A 20,342-nucleotide genomic window follows, 5' to 3' on the forward strand; every position below is an offset into this window, starting at 1 on the left:
TCATGCGCATAGCTGTTGTCGCCCTCGGAAAGATCGGGCTTCCTCTCGCCGTCCAGTTCGCCGACTCCGGTCATGAAGTCATCGGTGTGGACGTGAACCAGGCTGCCGTGAACACCATCAACGAAGGCCTCGAGCCGTTCCCCGGTGAGGCGCACCTCCAGGAGAAGCTGTCAGAACTCATTCCTGCGGGTCGGCTGCGTGCGACCTCTGATTATGCGGATGCGATCCCGGGGGCTGATGCGGTGGTGTTGGTTGCGCCGGTGTTTGTGAATGATGAGACGTGGGAGCCGGATTTCAGGTACATGGATGCGGCGACGAGGTCGTTGGCGGAGCATCTGACGCCGGGGACGCTGGTGTCGTATGAGACGACTTTGCCGGTGGGGACTACTCGTAATCGGTGGAAGCCGATGCTGGAGGAGGGTTCCGGTCTCGTGGAGGGTAAGGACTTCCATTTGGCGTATTCGCCGGAGCGGGTGCTGACTGGTCGTGTGTTCGCGGATCTGCGGAAGTATCCCAAGTTGATCGGTGCGCTCTCTGATGAGGGCAACCGGTTGGCGCGGGCGTTTTATGAGGCGGTGTTGCAGTTCGATGAGCGTCCGGATCTTCCGCGTCCGAATGGGGTGTGGGATCTGGGCACGACGGAGGCGTCGGAGATGGCGAAGCTTGCTGAGACGACGTACCGGGATGTGAACATCGGTTTGGCGAATCAGTTCGGGTTGTTCGCGGCGGCGAACGGGATCGATGTGTACAAGGTGATCGAGGCGTGCAACTCGCAGCCGTACAGTCACATTCACCGTCCAGGTATCGCGGTGGGTGGGCATTGCATCCCGGTGTATCCGCGGTTGTATCTGTCCACGGACCCTGATGCGGACATCGTGCGTGTCGCCCGGCAGTTGAATGCGTCGATGCCGGAGCGCCTGGTCGCTCAGGCGGAGGGCATTCTCGGGGACCTTACGGGGCTGAAGGCGGTTGTGTTGGGGGCGGCGTATCGGGGTGGTGTGAAGGAGACCGCGTTCTCGGGTGTCTTCCCGACCGTGCAGGCACTCACGCAGCGGGGCGCGGATGTTGTCGTGCACGACCCGATCTATACCGACGACGAGCTGCGTGCGCTCGGCTTCGAACCCTATGCGCTCGGTGGTGATGTCGACGTGGCTGTTCTGCAGACCGACCACGCCGAATACCGTGACCTCGGACCCGAACGCCTTCCCGGCGTGAAGCTCCTCGTCGACGGCCGCAATGCCACCGATCCCGCCCGCTGGGTCGGAACACCCCGCATCGTCGTCGGAACGGCAGCCTGATGGCCAATCTGCGTGCGGGCCTGCTCGGCGTCGGCATGATGGGCCGACACCACGCGCGTGTTCTTCGCGAACTCGAAGGCGTCGATCTCGTTGCCATCGCCGACCCTGGTGGTGATCCCCACGGTGTCGCGGGAAATCTGCCGATTCTTCCTGACATCGATGCGCTCATCGACACCGGCATCGATTTGGCTGTTGTCGCCGTCCCCACGGCGTTCCACGAGAATGCTGCGCTCCGACTCGCTGAAGCGGGCGTTCACACACTCGTCGAGAAACCGATCGCGCACACGCTCGAGGCCGGTCAGCGAATGGTCGACGCGTTCGCAGCCAAAGGCCTCATCGGAGCTGTCGGACATATCGAGCGTTTCAATCCCGCCCTGCAGGAGATGCGCCGTCGCATCGAAGCCGATGAGCTGGGCGCTATCTACCAGGTCGTGACACGTCGCCAGGGCACTTTCCCTGCTCGTATCGCCGACGTCGGTGTGGCGAAAGACCTCGCGTCTCACGACGTGGATCTGACCGCGTGGGTCGTGCAGAGCGACTACGACCATGTGTACGCGCAGACCGCGTTCAAGAGCGGACGCGAGCACGAAGACATGATCACGATCATGGGACGCACCACGTCGGGCGTGATCGTGAACAACATCGTGAACTGGCTCTCACCGATGAAGGAGCGTCTCACCGTCGTCACGGGGGAGAAGGGCGCCTTCGTCGCAGACACCTCGGTCGGCGACCTGACCTTCTATGCCAACGGCACCATCGCGTCGGAATGGGCTTCTGTATCGAGCTTCCGCGGGGTCTCCGAGGGCGACATAACCCGCTACTCGTTCGCGAAGCGTGAGCCGCTCCGCATCGAACACGAGGCGTTCCGCGACGCTGTGCTCGGAAAGCAGACCGACGTCGTGACGATGGCTCAAGGGCAGCGCACGCTCGTCGTGGTCGAGGCGGCGCTGGATGCTGCGCGTACCGGTGTCGCCGTGAATCTCGGGTCGAACTGAGCCCTGGTTGGACGGAGCACGTCGTTCGGCGGGCTCGCGGTTCATTGAGAGTGATGAAATTTTGATGAAGGAGTCTGTGTGAGCGAGTTCATTTCTCCGGCGAAGCCGATCATTGGTGATGAGGAGCGGGAGGCGGTTGATCGTGTCATGCGCAGCGGCATGGTCGCGCAGGGGCCGGAGGTGGCGGCGTTCGAGGAGGAGTTCTCGGCGCATTTCGTGCCGGGTCGTCCCTCTGTCGCGGTGAACTCCGGGACGGCGGGCCTGCACCTTGGCCTGTTGGCCGCGGGTGTCGGTGCGGGGGATGAGGTCATCGTGCCGTCGTTCACGTTCGCGGCGACGGGGAACTCGGTCGCGTTGACGGGGGCGACGCCGGTGTTCGTGGATATTGAGCCGGAGACGTTCAGCCTGGACCCGGAGGCGGTTGCTGCGGCGATCGGCCCGAAGACGAAGGGCATACTTCCGGTGCACCTGTATGGGCACCCGGCCAGGATGCGGGAGCTGGAAGTGTTGGCGGCGGCACGGGGTGTGGCGTTGTATGAGGACGCGGCGCAGGCGCATGGTGCGGCGTTGGATGGTCGCCCGGTGGGTTCGTTCGGTGAGTTCGCGATGTTCAGCCTGTATCCGACGAAGAACATGACCAGTGGTGAGGGTGGCATGGTCACCGCGGCGAACGAACAGATCGCCCGCCGGCTGCGGTTGCTGCGTAATCAGGGTATGGAGCGGCAGTACGAGAACGAGATCATCGGCTTCAACGCGCGTATGACGGATATTCATGCGGCGATCGGTCGGGTGCAGTTGACGAAGGTCGATGCGTGGACGAAGACGCGTCAGGCGAATGCGGCGTTCCTGGATGCGAACCTGCAAGGCGTGGTGACCCCACCGGTCGCGGAGGGTGCGGTGCATGTGTATCACCAGTACACGATCCGTGTTCCGGAGGATCGGGACGGGTTCGTGGCTGCGTTGAAGAGCGAGCACAGTGTGGGTGCGGGTGTGTATTACCCAATCCCGAACCACCGTCTGCCCTCGCTGGCACCATACGCGCCGGGCCTGGATCTACCCGAGACGGAGCGTGCGGCCCGCGAGGTCGCCTCGCTCCCGGTGCACCCGTCCCTGTCCCAGGACGATCTCGAACGCATCGTCACCGCCGTCAACACCGTAGCCGGAGCAGGCGCCTGAAAGCTGCTCTTCCCGACGCTGCGGGGCCGACCCGCAGCGTCAGCCGAGCGCTGCTCCGACGATCCGCTCCACCTCTGCGATCGCGGGAGTCAGCTCCGCAGCCGACTGCTCGTAGATTTCGCGTGAACGCCGGTACGGGTCGATCACATCGTCTTCGTCAGCGATCGGTTCCGACAGGCCACGCTGGTCGGCGACCGCGAGAGCGACGGCGCGCAGGCGTTCGCGAGGGTCACTGCCTGCGGCATCCGCTGCGGCGCGCGCATCTTCGGTGCTGAGAGTCGACGCCAGTCGAGCGAATTCGCGAATCGTGAACACCCTGCGCAGGCTGCGCGGCATCATCTGCACCGCACGCGAGCGGTGTTCACGGCTCATCGTCAGAATCAGATCGGCGTCTTGCAGCATGGGCTCGACCAGATAACGCCCGCGGTGGGCATCCACGATTCCTGCGTCGGCGCCCAGCGCAATCGCCATCTGCTGAGCGGGCTCGGGCATCGCATGATCCACCAGCGCGTGGGTCCCCGCGCTGTGCACGTGCACGCCGAGCGGCTCGAGACTGCGCCGCAGCAGGATCTCCGCCATCGGCGACCTGCAGATGTTGCCGGTGCAGACGGTCAGGATGGTCGGGCGAGCGTTCTGGGGGCGGGCAGCTGCGCTCTCGGTCGACGCGAAGAGCCCGGGCAGCGGGCCGGACGACGGCGTGCTCGCCGGCGTCGAAGCTCCCGCGGTACGTCGGCGCCATTCACGGCGGCTGATGCCTGCGGGAGGCTCACTGGGAGGTTGCGAAATCACACTTCCAGCCTAACGTCGCGGATCGGCGGCATCACGGCCGCCCCATCCCGAAGTACTTCCAGCCGGCCGCGCGCCAGGCGGCGGCATCGAATCCGTTGCGGGCATCCACCACCACACGGCCCGCCGTGAGCGACGAGGCGTGCTCCGGCGTCAATTCGCGCCGGTACTCGTCCCACTCCGTCACCATGACGACCGCATCCGCATCACGGATCGCATCGTCTCTGGCGTCGACGTACGTCAGTTGCGGGTGAAGACGCCGAGCGTTCTCGATCGCCTGCGGATCGGTCACCACTACCTTCGCGCCGAGGCCGTTCAAACGCACGGCGACATCCAGCGCCGGCGAATCGCGCACATCGTCGCTGAACGGCTTGAACGCAGCGCCCAGCATCGTCACCTTCTTGCCGAACACGCGACCGCCGAGTCCGTCGACGACCAGCTGCACGGCGCGATCACGACGGCGCAGATTGATCGCGTCGACTTCTCGCAGGAAGTTCACCGATTCGCCGCGGCCGAGCTCTTCTGCGCGCGCGGCGAACGCACGGATGTCCTTCGGCAGGCATCCGCCACCGAACCCGATTCCCGCGCCGAGAAAGCGGCGTCCTATGCGCGCGTCATAGCCGATCGCATCGGCGAGCTGGGTGACGTCGGCGCCGGTGACCTCGGCGATCTCGGCCATCGCGTTGATGAAGGAGATCTTCGTGGCGAGGAAGGCATTCGCCGAGACCTTCACGAGCTCTGAAGTCGCATAGTCCGTGACGATGAACGGTGTGCCCTTGGCGATGGCCGGGTGATACACCTCGCGCAGGATGGCTGCCGCGCGCTCGCCCGTCGCTCCGGCTGGAACTCCGGCGACAAGACGATCGGGATCGACCGTGTCCTGCACTGCCCAGCCCTCGCGAAGGAACTCCGGGTTCCACACCAGCGTGGCACCGGCATCCGCGATCCTCGGAGCGAGCTCAGCAGCAGTGCCCACCGGAACCGTCGACTTGCCGGCGACGATGTCGCCCTGCGCCAGGTGGGGGAGCAGCGAGTCGATCGCAGCGTTCACATGCGTGAGATCTGCCGCGTGGCCGCCGGCCTGCTGCGGGGTGCCGACGCCGATGAAGTGCACGGCCGCGCCGGCCGCCGCGGAGATGTCTGTCGAGAACGACAGGCGACCGGAACGGATGCCGTCGTCGAGGATCTCCGGCAGCCCCGGTTCGAAGAACGGCGCTGTGCCCGCAGACAGCGCGTCGATCTTGCGGGAGTCGACGTCGATGCCGACGACCTCATGCCCGATCGACGCCATCGCCGCAGCATGCACGGCCCCCAGGTATCCGCAGCCGATGACCGAAAGTCGCATGATGATAGTTCCTCTCTCGGACGAACATTGGCCTCATCATCCCGTCCGCACACGCGGCATTCAGGACGTTTCGATGGCCGGGAGGTGTCTGTTTCGTTACCTCTGGAAGACCGGGCGGCTGCTCAGGCCGCTGGCCTGAAGCGTCGTGAAGAAGGCCACTGCGACGAGTGCGAGGGGCGCAACTGCCTCACTTCGCGTTCAATGCCCACGAAGCGACGGATCTTCGTGGTGAAGATGTCTTCGTGGAAGCGCGCCGTCGCCGTGCGGGCGTTGAATCGCGGAAGGAAGATCGCTGCGCTGATCGCATCGGCGAGGTCTGCAGCATCCGTCGACGCTGCGGTGATACCGCTCACCCCGTCGACGTACGTCTCGATCTGACCGCCCACCGGACCGGTGACGACGGGCACGCCCGCCGCCTGCGCCTCGACCGGCACGATGCCGAAATCCTCGACGGCCGGGAAGACGAACACCGCTGCGCGCTGCATGAGCGCGTAGAGCATCGCATCAGAGGGAGCGATCACGAAGAGCACCGGAACCCCGACCCTGGCGGCCACTGCACGCAGTCGCTCCTCATCCGGCCCCGAGCCCGCGATCACCGCGGGAAGGCCTACACGTGCAGCGGACTCGATCACGAGATCGAGACGCTTGTACGGGATGAAGCGCGAGGCGCCCAGCACGTATGAATCGGGCAGCCGATCGATGATCCGGCGCTCCTCATCATCGGTCACCCCGGTGCGCCAGTCGGCGCGCGACAGGATGCGCTCGACCGCGACCGGAGGGTGGATGACCGTCGCATCCCGATCCCACGCCCGGCGGATGCGATCGCGTACGAACTCACTGTTCGCCGCGATCGCCGTCGCCTCCTGCGCACGGCGTCGATCGATGCTGCGGAAGATCGGCGCGACTGTACGTACGAGCGGATTGTCACCGCGGCGGTCGAGCTCGGGATTCCAGATGTACCGAGCCGGCGTGTGCGCGTAGACGTACTTGGGGATGTCCTGCCCCACCAGGCGCACATGATGGGCGAACACGTAGGAGCTCACCAGCATCCAGTCGTACGCCCATTCGGCATTGACGTGGCGCCACAGCGTCGGCATCAGCGGCAGAGCCAGTGCCTTGTGGCGGCGCAGCGGTGTGCGCGCGAGCCACGACTGATCGAGCTGCCGTGTCGGGAACGCCGACAGCGGATCACTCCACAGGCAGCGGATGTCGGCATCGGGGAAGGCATTCCCCATCACGTCGAGCACGCGCTCCGCGCCACCCGATCGCTCGATCCATTCGGTCACGAGCAGGCCGCTCATCGCAGCCACCCCAGATCACAACTGCGCATGCTGAACTGCCTCTCCCCAGAGAACAAAACGACAGCCCTCCCACAGGGCATCGTCATCGATGACCCTCCCACAGGGCATCGATGTGCTAATCATGCCTCATCTCGTCGACGTTCGGAAACGAAATCGCAGGCACGGTGCGAAATCGTGACCACCATCTCGACGATGCCGGTGTCATACTGACTCAATGGGGATCGGTGGGGATCCGTCCCGCCGGCGATCGGGGATTCGCCGGTGGCTGGCGGAATTGTGGGCGGACGCGTGGCGATGGGCACTGTTCGCCATCGCCGTCATCGGCGCGGTGTACTTCGTGCTCGAACGCGGGCTCGCCAATGGAGCCATCACCGCCATCGTGATCGGCGTGCTCATGATCGCCGCCGTGATCACTTGGTCGATGCCGATCGCGACGATGCTCATGGCGACGCCTGCGATCTTCGTCGTCGAGCGGATCGGACTCGGCGGCGGCGACCTCACCGTGTCTGACGCGGCACTCGCCACCGGCTTCGGCGTCGCCGTGCTCCTCGGCCACCATGAGCACACTCCGCCGATGCGGGCGATGCTCCGGCTGAACCTCGTCTACCAGTTCAGCACGGTGTTCACCGTGATCATCAACCCGTTCCAGCAGAACCTCATCGAGTGGGTGCACGCGTGGCTGCTCATCTCCGGCGCGCTGATCCTCGGCTGGGCGATCGGGCGGGCGGGGAAAGCACCCATCGCGATGCGGCTCATCCTCATCGTCGGCGCCGTGATCGCCGCAGGCACGCTCCTCACCGCGGGCATGAACTTCGCCAGGGGCGACCTCGGGCCGGTCTACCCGGCCTGGCCATGGCCGATGCACAAGAATTTCGCCGGGGGAGCGCTGGCCTTCGTCGCCTTCGCGGCCTGGCTGAATCCGGACTGGATGCGCGTGCCGAAGCGCTGGGCTCGCATCACGTTCGGGCTCTGCGTCGTCGCCCTGCTGCTGACGCAATCGCGTCAGGCGATCATCGGATTCATCGTCGTGATGCTCATCTACGTTTTGCGCCAAGGGGGCGCGAAGCACTGGGTGCTCGCCTTCCTGCTCGCTCTGCCGGGCGTGGTGCTGCTCGTCCAGAGCGTCGTCGAGCAGATCGAATCCCAGGACAAGTACAACTCCGTGTATCAGCGTCTCAACTGGCTGCAAGAGGTCTACCACCTGTGGCTCGATCAGCCTCTCGTGGGTCACGGCCTGCGGTACTGGTACGTGCATCCGACCGCCAACTTCCAGCCCCCGCAGGCCGAGCTCGAGGTCATCGCCTCGGCCGGCGTGGTGGGCCTCGTCGGTTTCACGATCATGTGGGTCGGATTCATCGTCGTGCTCTGGCGCGTGGATCCGCGATTCGGGATGCTGGCGCTCGGCTCCGTACTCGCGCGCATCGTGCAGGCGCAGTTCGACCTGTTCTGGGTCTCGGCGCAGGTGTCGATCCCGTTCCTCATCGCCGGAATCTGCCTGGGGGCGCAGGCATTCGAGGCCGCACAGGCACCACGAGAATCCGAACCCGCCGCATTCACACGCGTGCGTAAGATCAAATCCAAGACCCTGGGGGGCACATGGAACTCCGCGACTATTTCATAGCGCTGCGGCGGCACGCACTGGCGATCGTGCTGCTCGCGGCGATCGGTCTCGGCGTCAGCTACGGCTGGGCGAAGCTGCAGACGCCGGTGTACGAGGCGTCGGCCAGCGGCTTCGTGAAGTCGCGAGATATGGGAACCGATGCCGGTGTGGTCGTCGCACCCGGCGCGGAAGACGCGATCGCCAAGGCCAAGGTCGACACGTACCTCGACATGGCGCTGTGGCGCACGGTCGCCGAGCACGCCGCCGCCGAACTCGACCTCGCCGCCACCCCTGAGCAGCTCGTCCGGCGCATCACGGTCGAGAACCCCGCGCGCACAGCGATCCTTCGCATCACGGCACAGGGATCGAGCCCCGAAGCCGCACGCGACCTCGCGTCGGCGTGGGTGCGCGGGCTCACCGCCACGATCGACGAGTTCGATGGCGACGGGACCGAGGGGTCATCGCCGGTCACAGTCATCCTCGGTGAGTCCGCGGCGCTGCCCGAGGCTCCTGCGTTCCCCGACACGCGCTCGGCCGTCGTTATCGGCGGCATCATCGGCCTCGCCGCCGGTATCGCCTTCGCCTTCATGCGCGCCTACTCCGATCGACGGATCCGCGCCGCCGACGACGTCGAACAGCGGCTCGGCGTCTCGGTGCTCGGTGCGATCCCCTCGATCTCGGGGCTCGACAAGCACCAGCGGCTCATCACGGACAAGGATGGCTCGTCGAAGAGTTCGTTCGCGGTCTCCGAGTCGCTGCGCGTGATGCGCACGAACCTGCAGTTCATGGACGTCGACCACCCGCCCCGGCGGATCGTCGTCACCAGTGCGCTGCCCAGTGAGGGAAAGTCCACCGTCGCCGCGAACTTGGCCGCGACACTGGCCGCGAACGGCGAGCACGTCGTACTCGTCGACGGCGACCTGCGTCGCCCGACGGTCGCGCGCACCATGGGCCTGGACCACGGCGCCGGACTCACCGATGTGCTGGCCGGGCGGGCCGATCTGTCCGATGTGCTGCAGCGCGCGCCCGGGATGCCGGGGCTTCTCGTGCTCGGCGCCGGTACCACTCCACCGAACCCCAGCGAGCTGCTCGGGTCGGAGCGAATGAAGTCGCTGCTCGACCAGCTCGCCGACCACGCCACCGTCATCATCGATGCGCCGCCCCTGGTGCCCATCACCGATGGCGCGATCCTGACGCACCAGGCCGACGGCGCGATCCTCGTCATCGCGGCGGGATCGAGCACCTACGACATCGTCGGCAAGGCGATGGATGCCATCGAGAAGGTGCATGGGCGGGTGCTCGGCGTCGTGCTCAACCGCGTCGCGCTCTCCAGCTCTGGTGCGAGCTACGGCTACGGGTATCAAGCGCGATCTCCCGAAGACGAAGCGGTCGAGAAGACACCGCGTCCCCGCAGGAGCGGGAGACAGGCAGCCGGGCCACGGCGTGCGCCAGCTGACCCTGCGGAGTCGTACCAGGCGGACGAGGCGATGACGATCGAAGACCTCCTCCGCCCGGCGAACACCGATGCGCCGACCAAACGTCCCGGCGGACGCAGTGCACCGAAGAGGTGATGCGCCGCCCGGCATCCGTGTCGCACTGATCGCGTCGTCGTTCGCCCCCTTCGTCGGGGGCGTGGAAGAGCACGTGGCGCGAGTGGCCGAGCAGCTGCAGGCGCGCGGTGACGAGGTCGAGGTGTGGACGGTCGATCGTGGCGAGCGAACGCGTTCGGCACGGTCGTTCGGCGTGCGGTACCTGCCGACGCCCTTGCCCGCGCGAAGCGCCCGCGACCTGGTGCGATTCGCGGTGCGGGCGCCCGGAGCGCTGTCGAAGTGGGCGCGGGCGGTGCGCGAATTCCACCCTGACGTGCTGTCGGTGCAGTGCTTCGGGCCCAACGGGCTGTACGCGCTCGGCCTCCATCGGCGATACGGGGTGCCGTTGGTCGTCACCTCGCACGGCGAGACCCTCGGTGACGACAACGGCGTCTACGCCCGCTCGGCGCTGCTGAGACGGGGGCTGCGGGATGCCGTCGTCGCCGCTTCTGCGGTGACCGCGCCGAGCGAGTATGTGCTCGCTGATCTGCGGGCGAGATTCGGGCTTCGCGGTGGGGTGGTCATTCCTAACGGGGTCGGCTCCGCGCCGGTCATCGGGCGCGTGGAGCGACGTGACAATCTGTTCGTGGCCGTCGGACGGCTCGGGCGCATGAAGGGCTTCGACCTGCTCATCGATGCCTTCGTCGAGGCCGATCTTCCCGATGCAGAACTCGAGATCATCGGCGACGGGCCGGAACGCGCAGTGCTGCAGGAGCAGATCGATCGTGCAGACGTCGGCGGACGTGTCCGGATGGCGGGACAGGGGACGGCAGAAGTCGTCGCAGCCCGCATGGCGGCGGCGACAGCCGTCGTCGTACCGAGCCGTTCAGAGGCGTTCGGCATCGTCGCACTCGAAGCCTGGCGTGGTGGTGCACCGCTGGTGATGACCTCGCGCGGAGGGGCTGCGGAGTTCGTCCGCGACGCTGAGGACGGGCTTCTGGTCGACCCGACCGATCGGCAGGGTCTGGCATCGGCGATGAGGCGGATACTGCGCGATGAGACGCTTCGTCGCACACTCGCTACGAACGGGCGGGCGCGGCTGCCGGAATTCGAATGGGCGCGCATCGCCGAGTCGTACGCACGGTTGTTCCGTGGCACCGTCGGCGCGGAGCGTGCGACGTGAAGTATCACGGCGCCGCGCGCCGGCGGCTCAGGCAACTGGGGCGCTTCGGATCAGCACTCGGTCGACGGGCCGCGTGGGGCGGGCACATCGTGCCGACGTTCTGGTGGGACGGACACCCCAACTTCGGTGACGACCTGACGCCGTGGCTGCTGCCGCGCTACGGGCTCGTGCCGCAGTATCGCGAACCTCGCTCGGCCAGGCTGGTCGGTGTGGGCAGCCTGCTCGAGTTCCTGCCGCCCGAGTTCTCCGGAGCGATCTGGGGGTCGGGCCTCATGCGCGATCAGCGGCATCCTCTGCCCGCGGCATCCGTCCTCGCCGTGCGCGGCCCGATGACCGCCGAGCGCATCGGCCTGCAGGACGAACCCGCCTACGGGGATCCAGGTCTGCTCGTCTCCCGTCACCGGGCCCGCCCCGACGGCGACGGCCGGATCGCCGTCGTGCCGCACGGACACCATCGTCCGCACGTCGCGCTCGCCGAACGCGTGCGCGCGGCGGGCGATATGGCGCGAGTCGTGAACGTGCATCAACGGGCGGGGGCGGCGGTGGGTGAGATCGCCGCGAGCCGGGCCGTCATCACGACGTCGCTTCACGGGCTCATCACCGCGGATTCCTACGGCCTCCCCGCGATCTGGACCACGTTGGACCCGCCCCTCGACGGCGGCGAATTCAAGTTCCGCGATTACGAGGCGGCAGTCACTCCCGGCCGCTCGCGGTACCGGGAGTTCGACGCGTCGCAACCGCTCGAGGAACTGGCGGCGACGGCCTGGGCCGCTGATGCAGAGCGGGTCGCGCGACTCAACGACGGATTGGAAGCGGCGATCGGACGTGCGTCTGGGCTGTCGCTCGGGCAACGGGCATTCCCGGTGGGCATCGTGTCGGCGTTGCGGGGCTGACGCCGGCGCAACGACGTCACCGGTGGTTGCGGTTGGGCAGCAGCCGCAACCGCTCGCGCACGGCGCGCGACGACGGGAGCATCGCGCGTGCCACGCGCCACGGCGTCCACCCCGTCGCAGGTACACCGAACTCCTCGGCGATGCCGCGAGTGATGGGCCTGCCGGCGCCGCCCAGCGCGTTGCCGGAGTGGGACTGGCTCGTGCCTACCCTCTAGAGCGCGCCGGGAAACGGTAGCGCTGACAGCGGCAGGTCGTCGTGAATGTGCATGTGCGACCCGAGCCAGCGTTCGAGCAGGTCGCCCTGCTCGTCGTAGAGCTCCTCCTGCGTCGCCGTCACACCGGCCGTGGTCGGCGGCAGCAGGTCTGCACGCACGATGTGCGACGACCCGCACTGGAGCTGGAAGTCACCGGAGTGGCGGCGGACTGCGCGGCGCTGCAACTGCACGCGCCATCCGTCCGTGATCGTCCAGCCCGGCGCACCGATCTTCGCAGCGACGAACGCCGTGAGGCGGCGCGAGACGAAGTCGTCGGCATCCACGAACATCACGTAGTCCGCGCCGAGGTCTCTGGCGCGGGCCAGGCCGATCGCATTCTTCGTGCCCTTGTCTCGCAGCACGGCAGCGATTCCCGTGCGGGGAGTACGCGCATCCGACGGGGGAGGAAACGACACCTGCACCTCGTGAACGCGATCATCGCGTGGCAGATCGACGAGCCTGTTCGCGACCACGACGATGACGAACCGCGGGTCGCTCTGACCCAGCCACGCCGTCAACGACTCCCGCAGCATGGCTTCGACTGCCGGGTAGTCGGTGCTGTTGTGCGGATGCCGCATACTCGTGACGAACGCGAGCACGGTGTTCTGCGTGCTCATCGCACGGCGCTCCAGATGCGGGCGTGAGCGGCGGCGCTGCGCTCCCAGGTGTACTCGGCGGCGTGCGCGCGGCCGGCCACGAGCATCGAGGCCAGCGTGCTGTCGCCCGAAGTCGCATCGATGATGCCGCTGGCGATCGCGGCGGCATCCGGTCCGGTGAGGATCGCGTGGCCGCCGGCGACCTCCGGCAGACTGCTCGTGTCCGCCGCCACCACGGGGACGTTCGCGGCCATCGCCTCGAGCACAGGCAGCCCGAAGCCCTCGTACAGCGACGGTACGGCGACGACCGCCGCCGCGGCGACGAGGCCAGGCATGAGCTCGTCCGGCAGTCGCCCCAGCAGGTGCACTCCGGGCTGGCCCTCGAACAGTGCGGTGCGCTCGGGATGCTCTGGCCCCGCGAGAGCGAGTCGCAGATCTGGCCGCTCACGGCGGATGAGCGGCCACGCCTCGGCGAGGGCGTGCAGGTTCTTGCGGCGGGCGGCGCCGCCGGCGTGCAGCACGTACCGTCCGTCGAGTCCGAGCCCGTTCAGCAGGGCAGCGGCGAGCGGAGCGGCATCGAAGTAACGAGGGTCGACGCCGTTGGGCACGACGTGCGGATCGGTGATTCCCAGCAGCTCCTGAGCCTCGGCCGCGGTGAAAGCCGAGACGCAGATGACGGCGGCGCTGCGCCGCAGCTCTTCGGCCGCCGCGGCGACCGGCGCCGACTCATCGGGAAAGCGCCATGCCACCACGTCGTGCAGGGTCACCACGTCGGCATGCGGGGACGGCGGCAGCTCGAGCGTCATACGGTGCGAGACGTCGTCGCCCCGGTACAGCAACCGCCCGACTACGGCCCTCGTCGATGCGGATGCCCTCGCCAGCCGACCCAGCGGCAGACGTCGATCACCCGGCAGCGACGACCTCAGCGAACGCACCGTGTGCTCGCGCACCGACCAGGGCTCGCCCGTCGCGGCCAGCGCCTCCGCCGCCCGCGACGTGACCTGGCGCTGGTACGCCTGCGCACCCATAGGCGTATCCGTCGCGATCGTCGTGATGGAGAGCTGGGGCATGGGCTGAATCTAGCGTGCCGGCGGGTCGCGGTCGCTATAGTCGAGGCAGTGCGGGATCAGGGGAGGTTCTGCGCATCAGGGCAGTTGCACCAGGGGAGTGTGGACGATGGCGCGTCATGCAGTGGTGGTCGTGGCGACGTATCGCCGCCCGGATCACGTTCGCACGTGCCTGGAGCATCTCGGGCGGCAGACCGTTGAACCCCGGCGCATCGTGGTCGTGGATGCCTCACCGGACGAGAACACCCGTGCCGTCGTCGACGACTTCCCCGGGGTCGAGTACCGCCGCAACGACCTCGGCGCCGGTACTCTCGCCGCATCGCGCGCGATCGGCTCGGTCGATGCGACCGAAGACGTCGTCGCCTTCATCGACGACGACGCGTACGCGGAACCGCAGTGGCTGGCCGAGCTTCTCGCGGCCTACGAGCCTGACGATGTCGGTGCGGTCGGGGGGCGAGCGAGCAACGGTCGCGCCGGTGAGGAGCTCGAGGGGCACGACCGCATCGGCAGGTTCCTTCCGAACGGCCGCCTGGCCGGGAACTTCGGTGCCGACCCAGGACGCATCCTGGATGCCGATCACATGCTCGGCGCCAACATGTCGGTGCGTACCCGCGTGATCGCTGAGATCGGCGGCATCCACGACTACTACCCCGGCACCTGCCTGCGCGAGGACAGCGATCTTGCGCTGCGCGTGCGCAAGGCCGGGCACCGGATCGTGTTCGCCCCGGATGCCGCTGTGCTGCACGTCGCCGGCGACTACGCCAAGGGGCGCCGTTTCGATCGGCGGTACCGGTTCTACGGTGCGCGCAACCACGTGCTTCTGCTGCGCACGACGCTCGGGTGGTCGGATCCGCACCTGACGCGCTATCTCGGCTCGGTCGTCTCCGGCGCCGGGCGCGAAGCCTTCACGGGTGTGCGCGAGTGGGGGTCGAAGGACTCGACGGGCGCGCGGGTGCGCGGCCTCGGCGGAGGCGTCATCCGCGCGGCGGTGGACCTGGCCGGCACTGCGGCGGGACTGTGGGCGGCCGTGCGACCGGTCGATCGTGCGGCGACGATCAACGCACCGCTTCGCGCCAGGAGGGGTGTGGACGGTGGGTGACACGAGTGCGCCCGCTCCGCTCGTCAGTATCGTGCTGGCGCTCGGCCACGACAGCGAGTACCTCGCCGCCGCACTGCAGGGTGTTCGCGATCAGACGTTCCAGGACTGGGAACTGCTCGTCGTCGACAACGGCGCCGCGCATCCCGAGCGCGTCGAGGCGTTGATCCAGGACGATCCGCGCATGTCGATGATCACGATCGAGCATTCGGCCACGGCCGGGCTCTCCCGCAACATCGGCGTCGAGCGCACACGTGGGGCTCTGATCACGTTCCTCGATGACGATGACATCTGGATGCCGGAACGCCTGGCGGTGCACGCGGCACATCATCTGGAGACGCCGTCGGCACCGGCATCCTTCTCGGGGTACCGGCACATCGACGCCGCAGGGGCCGCATTCGGGGCCGACTGGCGATCGCGCCAGACTCCGGCATCCGACATCCTCAGAGGAACGGCACCTACGCCGCTCGGGCCGACGCTCATGATCAGGCGCGACCAGTTCCTGGCGATCGGCGGGCACAGCCCCGAGATACCGATCCTCGTCGACTTCGAACTCGGTCTGCGCCTGGCGCTGCGCGGCGACCTCATCTACATCGACGAACTGCTGGTGCGCTACAGACGGCACTCGTCGAACATGACCTCGATGGCACCCGCGAACGTGCGACTGCGCAGACTGGCGATGGAGGACATGATCGATCGCCAACGGTGGGCAGCACGCGGACGCGGCGCCACGGAGGTCGCGGGGTACTTCACCGAGCGGCTGGAGCGCTACCGTCGCTCGGAGTCGAGGATCGCCGGCATCGACGCACCGAGGCAACTGCGACGAGGCGACCTCGGCGATGCCGCCCGAAGCGCGGCCTGGGGGCTGCGTCGGGCGCCGCTCGCATTCCTCGGCGGCGCGATCAGCACGGTCACGGGTCGCGCTCGCCGCAGTTGAAGACGAACGGGCATGCGCGCTGTTCAGTGGAATCCGGGCAGCGCTGTCCACCGCGGATCGAGCTGGTGCGCGTCGGTGTGGTCCTCGAGCCTGCTGTGGAACAGCGGCATCACGATCTCGGCATCCGGGCGGATCGCGTCTGCCACGTACCCCGCCCAATAGGTGAACGTGGAGTTCGTGCCGATGATGCGCCGTGCGCCGGCCACGCTCAGGAAGTTGCCCACCGGATCGGGTTCGGCGTACTCGAACCTCGCCGTGGCGGGTGCCAGCGGAGCGACGTTCGCGCGGCACCAGTCGGCGTCATCCGAGACGACGAGCACATCATCGACGCTCTCGAACTCCGCGAGCGCGGCGCGCAAGTAACCGACCTGATCGAACCCGTACAGTTCACGAAGCTCGGGGCGTGCGTAGTAGTCGCCGCGGCGCACGTTGATCACGATGCGCTCGGCGGGGCCTTCGGGAATGCCGTCGGCGATGCACTCGCGCACGAACCGTTGCAGCGACTCGCGGGTGAAGTCGGTGCCGTACACCTGTCGCCAGTCACGGTCGTTCCACTCGCGACGGTCGTGGAATCGCATCTCTTCGTGCGCGACCGTCAGCGCGCGCAGCCGGGGGAAGGCCTCGAGCCAGGGCTGCATGCCCGGTGCTGCCAGAACGACTGTAGGGTGGCCGGCAGCGGACTTCTGGTGCGCGTCGAGCCACAGGTACATCCAGTTGCCGAAGCGGAGGCCGGCGGGCGGCGTCCTGATGACCGTGCGGTCGCCGCGTCGCACCCGATCGACCGCCACGGTGAACGCCCGACGCACGCGCCAGCGGGCGTGTGCGAAGGCCCGCTCCATGAACGTGGACGGCGTCGTGCGTGGCATGCTCGATAGCCTATGGGTCGTTGACCCGTGACCCGAGTGGTTCATGGTTCGAGCGAGGGGAGCGTGCATGTCGAAGACGATCAGCGTGATCATCGCGACCAACCGCGGCGGTCCGTACCTCGCCGATACCGTGGACTCCGTGAAGGCGCAGACCTCCGCCGTTCACGAGATCATCCTCGTCGACGACGGCGCACCGGACGGCGCCCTGGAGCGCTTCGCCCGCGAGCACGGTCTGCGATATCTGCGCTCGCCGGGGAAGGGCGTCTCCACCGCGCGGAACGCTGGGGCCGCGGTGGCTTCGGGGGACTGGCTGATCTTCCTCGACGACGACGACGTCTGGCATCCGCGTCGGATCGAGGCGCAGCGTGCCGCTCTGGATGCCGCGCCGCACGCGATCGCGAGTCACACCGGGGGCTGGTACATCGACGCCGACGGCACGGCCTTCGGGACGGGCTGGCGGGTCAGGCAGGTGCCCGCACTCGACATGCTCCGCGGTGCCGTTCCGCTGCCGCGCATCACCACACTGCTCGTGCGCCATGACATCTTCGAGGAGATCGGCGGCTTCCACCCCGGCATCCGCATCGGCGAGGACAACGAGCTCATCCGCCGGTTGCTGATGCACGGCGAATCAGTGGCCGTTGACGATGCGCTGGTCGGCTACCGCCGTCACTCCGGCAACGTCAGCAGGCGGATGCTCGACGGACGCCTGAGCGCGCCCCGTTCGGTGCGCCGTCTTCGCGAAGAGGCGCGTGACCGCGGGCAGCAGTCGATCGTTGCAGCGCTGGACGAGCGTCTGCAGAAGATGCGCCACGAAGCGGCGGACGAGAACCTCGGTGAGCTGATCACGGCTGTACGCCATCGCGACGGCGCGTACGCCGCACGCCTGGTCGGCTACGTGCTGCTGACGCCGTGGTCGTCAGCTCAGGCCGTGGTGCGGCGCATCCGCTCGTGACGGAACATCGCGTGTTCACTCCAGCTTGCCGAGTTCGACGAGGCGCGCGAAGTCAGGGTTCTGCTCCTTGACCTCGTCGAACGTCCCGGCCGCGGCGACAGTGCCCGAGTCGAGGTAGATGAGCTCGTCCGCGCCGCGCACGGTCGACAGCCGATGCGCCACCACGATGATCGTCATCCGGCCGCGCAGGGTGTTCAGTGTCTGCGCGATCTCGTGCTCGGTCGCGTTGTCGAGCGCCGAGGTGGCCTCATCGAGCACCAGCACGCTCGGCTCACGGTAGAGCGCCCTGGCGAGACCGACGCGCTGGCGCTGTCCGCCCGAGAGTCGCACGCCGCGGTCGCCGACGGCGGTGCCGAGGCCTTCGGGGAGCTGGTCGATCAGGTCGCGCAGCTGCGCCATCTCCAATGCAGACCGGAGGCGCTCGTCGTCGACGTTCTCCGGCGCGACGCCGAAGGCTATGTTCGCGCGCAGGGTGTCGTTCGTGAGGAAGACGTCCTGCGGGACGACGCCCAGTTCCGCGTACCAGGCGGCGAGATCCTCGTTGATCGGGCGGCCTCCGCTCGTCACGGTTCCGCTCGTCGGCGTGAGCAATCCCAGCACCAGATCGAGCAGCGTGCTCTTGCCCGCACCGCTCGAGCCGACGAACGCCGTCGTCTGGTCGGCGGGGATTCTCAGGCTCAGGTCATCGATCGTCGGGGCATCCGCATCTTCGTAGCGGAACGTGACGTTCTGCAACTGGATGTCGCCGAGGAAGCGGCGCTCGTCGCGGCGCTGCTCCTCATGCGGGGCGTCGGCGCTGAGCTCGTCCAGAGTCTCGGTGAGAATGCGCAGGCCGGCCTGGCCGCTGCGCACCGTGGCGAAGTTCGACGTGATCCGTGTCATTGTCGGCAGTGCGCGCATGGATGCGGCGGCGAACAGGCCGAGCACGGGCAGCACCTGTGCGCCCTGTCCGATCGCGGTGAGGACCCAGGCGATTGCGATGATCGCGAGGATGAACGCGACTTCGAGGAAATACCGGGGGATCTCGGCGAGGATCGAGCGCGTGCGGTTGAGGTCGGCGCGGTGCAGCTGCGTCGTGCGGAAGCCGTCGACCAGGGTTCCAGCGCTTGAGGCGAGCCGGGTCTCGCGGAAGCCGTCGAGGGCGGGCATCAGGAACTGCCAGCTCTCCAGGCTCGCCTGCGCGGTCTGCTCGCCGATGCGTAACTGGCGCGGGCGCAGCACGCGCTGCGTGATCGCGATGAGCAGTCCGAACACGACGACGGTGAGCAGCGTCGCCACGGGCGAGTTCACAGCGAGCACGACGGTGATCGCCGCGAGCACGAGGAAGTCGCTGAACAGGCTCACCACGCCCAGAAGCACACTGGCGGCCTGCGAGGTGCAGTCGGTGATCTTCCAGTACGTCTCGCTGATCGCGCGGGAGCGGTGCTTGGCGAAGGGCGAGAGCACGAAGCGCCGCATGAGCTCGGACGAGGCGCGTGCCGACACCCGCGAGGTGCGACCTATCAGCCACCACCGGAACACCAGGGCTCCGATGCTCTTGAGGATGAACGCCACGGCGACCAGGCCTGCGACGGCGGGCAGCAGCGTGTTGACGTCGGTCGTGCCGAGTACGTCTGCGGCCGCGTCGATCACGAAGCTGTCGCCGGTCTCGCCGGTGACCAGCTGCATGAGCGGGACCATGGCTGCGACGCCGATGGTGTCGAGCGCGGCCAGGGCGAGCGAGGCGAACACCGTTCCGGCGATCCAGGCGATCGGGTTGGCGCCGGTCACGACGAGCAGACGGCGCAGCATCGTCGGTATGCCTGGAGAGGTGCTCATTCTTCACCTTTCGATGGCGGGGATCTTCTCGTCAGAACACCCTGTTCCAAAAGGCCGACACTAGGCTAAGATTAGCGCGTCGTCACTCATTCAGTGCTCTGTGGGAGAGCCCGGGGTGGCGGCGGGGACAATTGGGGAACCTCATGGTTGACAAAGTAGCGACCACTTCGGAGGGCATCAGCCGCCGAACCGTGACCAAGGCGATGGCCTGGGCTCTACCGGCGATCGCGATAGCCGCGCCGGTGCCGGCATTCGCGGCATCCGGCGATACGCCCACCATCACACCAGGCGCCGCGTGCAAGGCGCCGGGCAACAGCTGCGCTCCGATCGTCAAGGGCTACAGTGTGCCCGCGACGGTGAACAATCCGAGCGACAAGACCATCTACGTGACGGCGATCGTCATCAACGTCAACACCAGCGGTATCGCGTTCGGGTTGAACCCGATCCCGCCGCTGCCGTGGACGGTTCCAGCCGGCGGCTCACTCAACGTGAACTTCAACGCCACGAGCGGCAACAGCGCCAACCTCGACTTCCAGCTCGGCTTCAGCGTCACATGGGGCCACGAGATCGACGGTTCCGACATGGAGCACGCACCGATTCAGGTCACCGTGACGGTTCCGGCCACACCGCCGGACTGCTGCAAGTAACCA

Annotated in this window: 18 protein-coding genes; 11 read left to right on the top strand and 7 right to left on the bottom strand. The window is 67.5% G+C overall.

From position 1 onward, the window contains the following. Positions 1–2: 2 nt before the first annotated feature. The 3 genes from QFZ46_RS13840 to QFZ46_RS13850 all read left to right on the top strand — a co-directional run bounded on the left by QFZ46_RS13840 (position 3) and on the right by QFZ46_RS13850 (position 3,469). Positions 3–1,298, top strand: coding sequence for a nucleotide sugar dehydrogenase (locus QFZ46_RS13840; protein WP_307362472.1), 1,296 nt, complete (start codon positions 3–5; stop codon positions 1,296–1,298). After that, positions 1,298–2,293, top strand: coding sequence for a Gfo/Idh/MocA family protein (locus QFZ46_RS13845; RefSeq protein WP_307362475.1), 996 nt, complete (start codon positions 1,298–1,300; stop codon positions 2,291–2,293). Before QFZ46_RS13840 ends, QFZ46_RS13845 begins: the two co-directional genes overlap by 1 nt. A 78-nt stretch (positions 2,294–2,371) precedes the next feature. Beyond that, complete coding sequence (locus QFZ46_RS13850; RefSeq protein WP_307362478.1) at positions 2,372–3,469, top strand: DegT/DnrJ/EryC1/StrS family aminotransferase; 1,098 nt, start codon at positions 2,372–2,374, stop codon at positions 3,467–3,469. Positions 3,470–3,508: 39 nt separating this feature from the next. Here the strand turns inward: QFZ46_RS13850 and QFZ46_RS13855 are convergent, their stop codons facing one another. The 3 genes from QFZ46_RS13855 to QFZ46_RS13865 form a co-directional block, all read right to left on the bottom strand. After that, positions 3,509–4,258 carry an arsenate reductase/protein-tyrosine-phosphatase family protein gene (locus QFZ46_RS13855; RefSeq protein ID WP_307362482.1) on the bottom strand — a complete coding sequence of 250 codons (750 nt, stop codon included), beginning with the start codon at positions 4,256–4,258 and terminating at the stop codon, positions 3,509–3,511. 31 nt (positions 4,259–4,289) lie between these two features. Then, positions 4,290–5,600 carry a UDP-glucose dehydrogenase family protein gene (locus tag QFZ46_RS13860; protein ID WP_307362485.1) on the bottom strand — a complete coding sequence of 437 codons (1,311 nt, stop codon included), beginning with the start codon at positions 5,598–5,600 and terminating at the stop codon, positions 4,290–4,292. 122 nt (positions 5,601–5,722) lie between these two features. Then, complete coding sequence (locus tag QFZ46_RS13865; RefSeq protein ID WP_307362488.1) at positions 5,723–6,901, bottom strand: glycosyltransferase; 1,179 nt, start codon at positions 6,899–6,901, stop codon at positions 5,723–5,725. A 214-nt stretch (positions 6,902–7,115) separates the two neighbouring features. Here QFZ46_RS13865 and QFZ46_RS13870 point away from each other — a divergent pair, with 214 nt between their 5' ends. The 4 genes from QFZ46_RS13870 to QFZ46_RS13885 are packed head-to-tail and all read left to right on the top strand — an operon-like array spanning position 7,116 to position 12,106. Continuing rightward, complete coding sequence (locus QFZ46_RS13870) at positions 7,116–8,522, top strand: O-antigen ligase family protein (RefSeq protein ID WP_307362490.1); 1,407 nt, start codon at positions 7,116–7,118, stop codon at positions 8,520–8,522. Further along, positions 8,498–10,072 carry a polysaccharide biosynthesis tyrosine autokinase gene (locus tag QFZ46_RS13875; protein WP_307362493.1) on the top strand — a complete coding sequence of 525 codons (1,575 nt, stop codon included), beginning with the start codon at positions 8,498–8,500 and terminating at the stop codon, positions 10,070–10,072. Before QFZ46_RS13870 ends, QFZ46_RS13875 begins: the two co-directional genes overlap by 25 nt. Continuing rightward, entirely contained in the window at positions 10,026–11,213 is a 1,188-nt protein-coding gene (locus QFZ46_RS13880) for a glycosyltransferase family 4 protein (protein WP_307362495.1), read from the top strand. Before QFZ46_RS13875 ends, QFZ46_RS13880 begins: the two co-directional genes overlap by 47 nt. Then, the gene (locus QFZ46_RS13885) at positions 11,210–12,106 is read left to right on the top strand and encodes a hypothetical protein (RefSeq protein WP_307362498.1); all 897 of its coding nucleotides are present in this window, start codon (positions 11,210–11,212) and stop codon (positions 12,104–12,106) included. The genes QFZ46_RS13880 and QFZ46_RS13885 overlap by 4 nt, the downstream gene beginning before the upstream one ends. Positions 12,107–12,317: 211 nt before the next feature. Here the strand turns inward: QFZ46_RS13885 and QFZ46_RS13890 are convergent, their stop codons facing one another. Then, the gene (locus tag QFZ46_RS13890) at positions 12,318–12,977 is read right to left on the bottom strand and encodes a hypothetical protein (protein WP_307362500.1); all 660 of its coding nucleotides are present in this window, start codon (positions 12,975–12,977) and stop codon (positions 12,318–12,320) included. Then, positions 12,974–14,026 (bottom strand): glycosyltransferase family 4 protein, encoded by a 1,053-nt coding sequence (locus QFZ46_RS13895; RefSeq protein WP_307362502.1) that lies wholly within the window; start codon positions 14,024–14,026, stop codon positions 12,974–12,976. Before QFZ46_RS13895 ends, QFZ46_RS13890 begins: the two co-directional genes overlap by 4 nt. A gap of 106 nt (positions 14,027–14,132) precedes the next feature. Between QFZ46_RS13895 and QFZ46_RS13900 the strand changes: the two genes are divergently transcribed. Together QFZ46_RS13900 and QFZ46_RS13905 are read left to right on the top strand one after the other, a co-directional pair. Continuing rightward, positions 14,133–15,122, top strand: a complete 990-nt coding sequence (locus QFZ46_RS13900; RefSeq protein ID WP_307362505.1) for a glycosyltransferase family 2 protein — start codon at positions 14,133–14,135, stop codon at positions 15,120–15,122. Further along, the gene (locus tag QFZ46_RS13905; protein WP_307362508.1) at positions 15,115–16,056 is read left to right on the top strand and encodes a glycosyltransferase family 2 protein; all 942 of its coding nucleotides are present in this window, start codon (positions 15,115–15,117) and stop codon (positions 16,054–16,056) included. The genes QFZ46_RS13900 and QFZ46_RS13905 overlap by 8 nt, the downstream gene beginning before the upstream one ends. Before the next feature lie 23 nt (positions 16,057–16,079). Here the strand turns inward: QFZ46_RS13905 and QFZ46_RS13910 are convergent, their stop codons facing one another. After that, positions 16,080–16,922: an alpha-1,2-fucosyltransferase gene (locus QFZ46_RS13910; protein ID WP_307362510.1), complete on the bottom strand. Its 843-nt coding sequence runs from the start codon at positions 16,920–16,922 to the stop codon at positions 16,080–16,082. Positions 16,923–16,989: 67 nt separating this feature from the next. Here QFZ46_RS13910 and QFZ46_RS13915 point away from each other — a divergent pair, with 67 nt between their 5' ends. Continuing rightward, positions 16,990–17,874, top strand: a complete 885-nt coding sequence (locus QFZ46_RS13915; protein WP_307362513.1) for a glycosyltransferase family 2 protein — start codon at positions 16,990–16,992, stop codon at positions 17,872–17,874. A 15-nt stretch (positions 17,875–17,889) separates the two neighbouring features. Here QFZ46_RS13915 and QFZ46_RS13920 read toward each other — a convergent pair whose 3' ends face one another. Then, a complete protein-coding gene (locus tag QFZ46_RS13920; RefSeq protein ID WP_307362515.1) occupies positions 17,890–19,692 on the bottom strand; it encodes an ABC transporter ATP-binding protein in 1,803 nt (600 codons plus the stop codon). Positions 19,693–19,835: 143 nt separating this feature from the next. Here QFZ46_RS13920 and QFZ46_RS13925 point away from each other — a divergent pair, with 143 nt between their 5' ends. Continuing rightward, entirely contained in the window at positions 19,836–20,339 is a 504-nt protein-coding gene (locus QFZ46_RS13925) for a hypothetical protein (RefSeq protein WP_307362517.1), read from the top strand. Positions 20,340–20,342: the final 3 nt, after the last annotated feature.

The sequence above is a fragment of the Microbacterium murale genome (assembly GCF_030815955.1).
Lineage (GTDB): Bacteria > Actinomycetota > Actinomycetes > Actinomycetales > Microbacteriaceae > Microbacterium > Microbacterium murale_A.

What these genes read in the sequence shown, in the direction of transcription:
- QFZ46_RS13840 (WP_307362472.1), top strand. Translation starts at nt 3, where the DNA reads ATGCGCATAGCTGTTGTCGCCCTCGGAAAGATCGGGCTTCCTCTCGCC.
- QFZ46_RS13845 (WP_307362475.1), top strand. Translation starts at nt 1,298, where the DNA reads ATGGCCAATCTGCGTGCGGGCCTGCTCGGCGTCGGCATGATGGGCCGA.
- QFZ46_RS13860 (WP_307362485.1), bottom strand. Translation starts at nt 5,600, where the DNA reads ATGCGACTTTCGGTCATCGGCTGCGGATACCTGGGGGCCGTGCATGCT.
- QFZ46_RS13865 (WP_307362488.1), bottom strand. Translation starts at nt 6,901, where the DNA reads ATGAGCGGCCTGCTCGTGACCGAATGGATCGAGCGATCGGGTGGCGCG.
- QFZ46_RS13870 (WP_307362490.1), top strand. Translation starts at nt 7,116, where the DNA reads ATGGGGATCGGTGGGGATCCGTCCCGCCGGCGATCGGGGATTCGCCGG.
- QFZ46_RS13875 (WP_307362493.1), top strand. Translation starts at nt 8,498, where the DNA reads ATGGAACTCCGCGACTATTTCATAGCGCTGCGGCGGCACGCACTGGCG.
- QFZ46_RS13880 (WP_307362495.1), top strand. Translation starts at nt 10,026, where the DNA reads ATGCGCCGACCAAACGTCCCGGCGGACGCAGTGCACCGAAGAGGTGAT.
- QFZ46_RS13890 (WP_307362500.1), bottom strand. Translation starts at nt 12,977, where the DNA reads ATGAGCACGCAGAACACCGTGCTCGCGTTCGTCACGAGTATGCGGCAT.
- QFZ46_RS13895 (WP_307362502.1), bottom strand. Translation starts at nt 14,026, where the DNA reads ATGCCCCAGCTCTCCATCACGACGATCGCGACGGATACGCCTATGGGT.
- QFZ46_RS13900 (WP_307362505.1), top strand. Translation starts at nt 14,133, where the DNA reads ATGGCGCGTCATGCAGTGGTGGTCGTGGCGACGTATCGCCGCCCGGAT.
- QFZ46_RS13910 (WP_307362510.1), bottom strand. Translation starts at nt 16,922, where the DNA reads ATGCCACGCACGACGCCGTCCACGTTCATGGAGCGGGCCTTCGCACAC.
- QFZ46_RS13915 (WP_307362513.1), top strand. Translation starts at nt 16,990, where the DNA reads ATGTCGAAGACGATCAGCGTGATCATCGCGACCAACCGCGGCGGTCCG.
- QFZ46_RS13920 (WP_307362515.1), bottom strand. Translation starts at nt 19,692, where the DNA reads ATGAGCACCTCTCCAGGCATACCGACGATGCTGCGCCGTCTGCTCGTC.
- QFZ46_RS13925 (WP_307362517.1), top strand. Translation starts at nt 19,836, where the DNA reads ATGGTTGACAAAGTAGCGACCACTTCGGAGGGCATCAGCCGCCGAACC.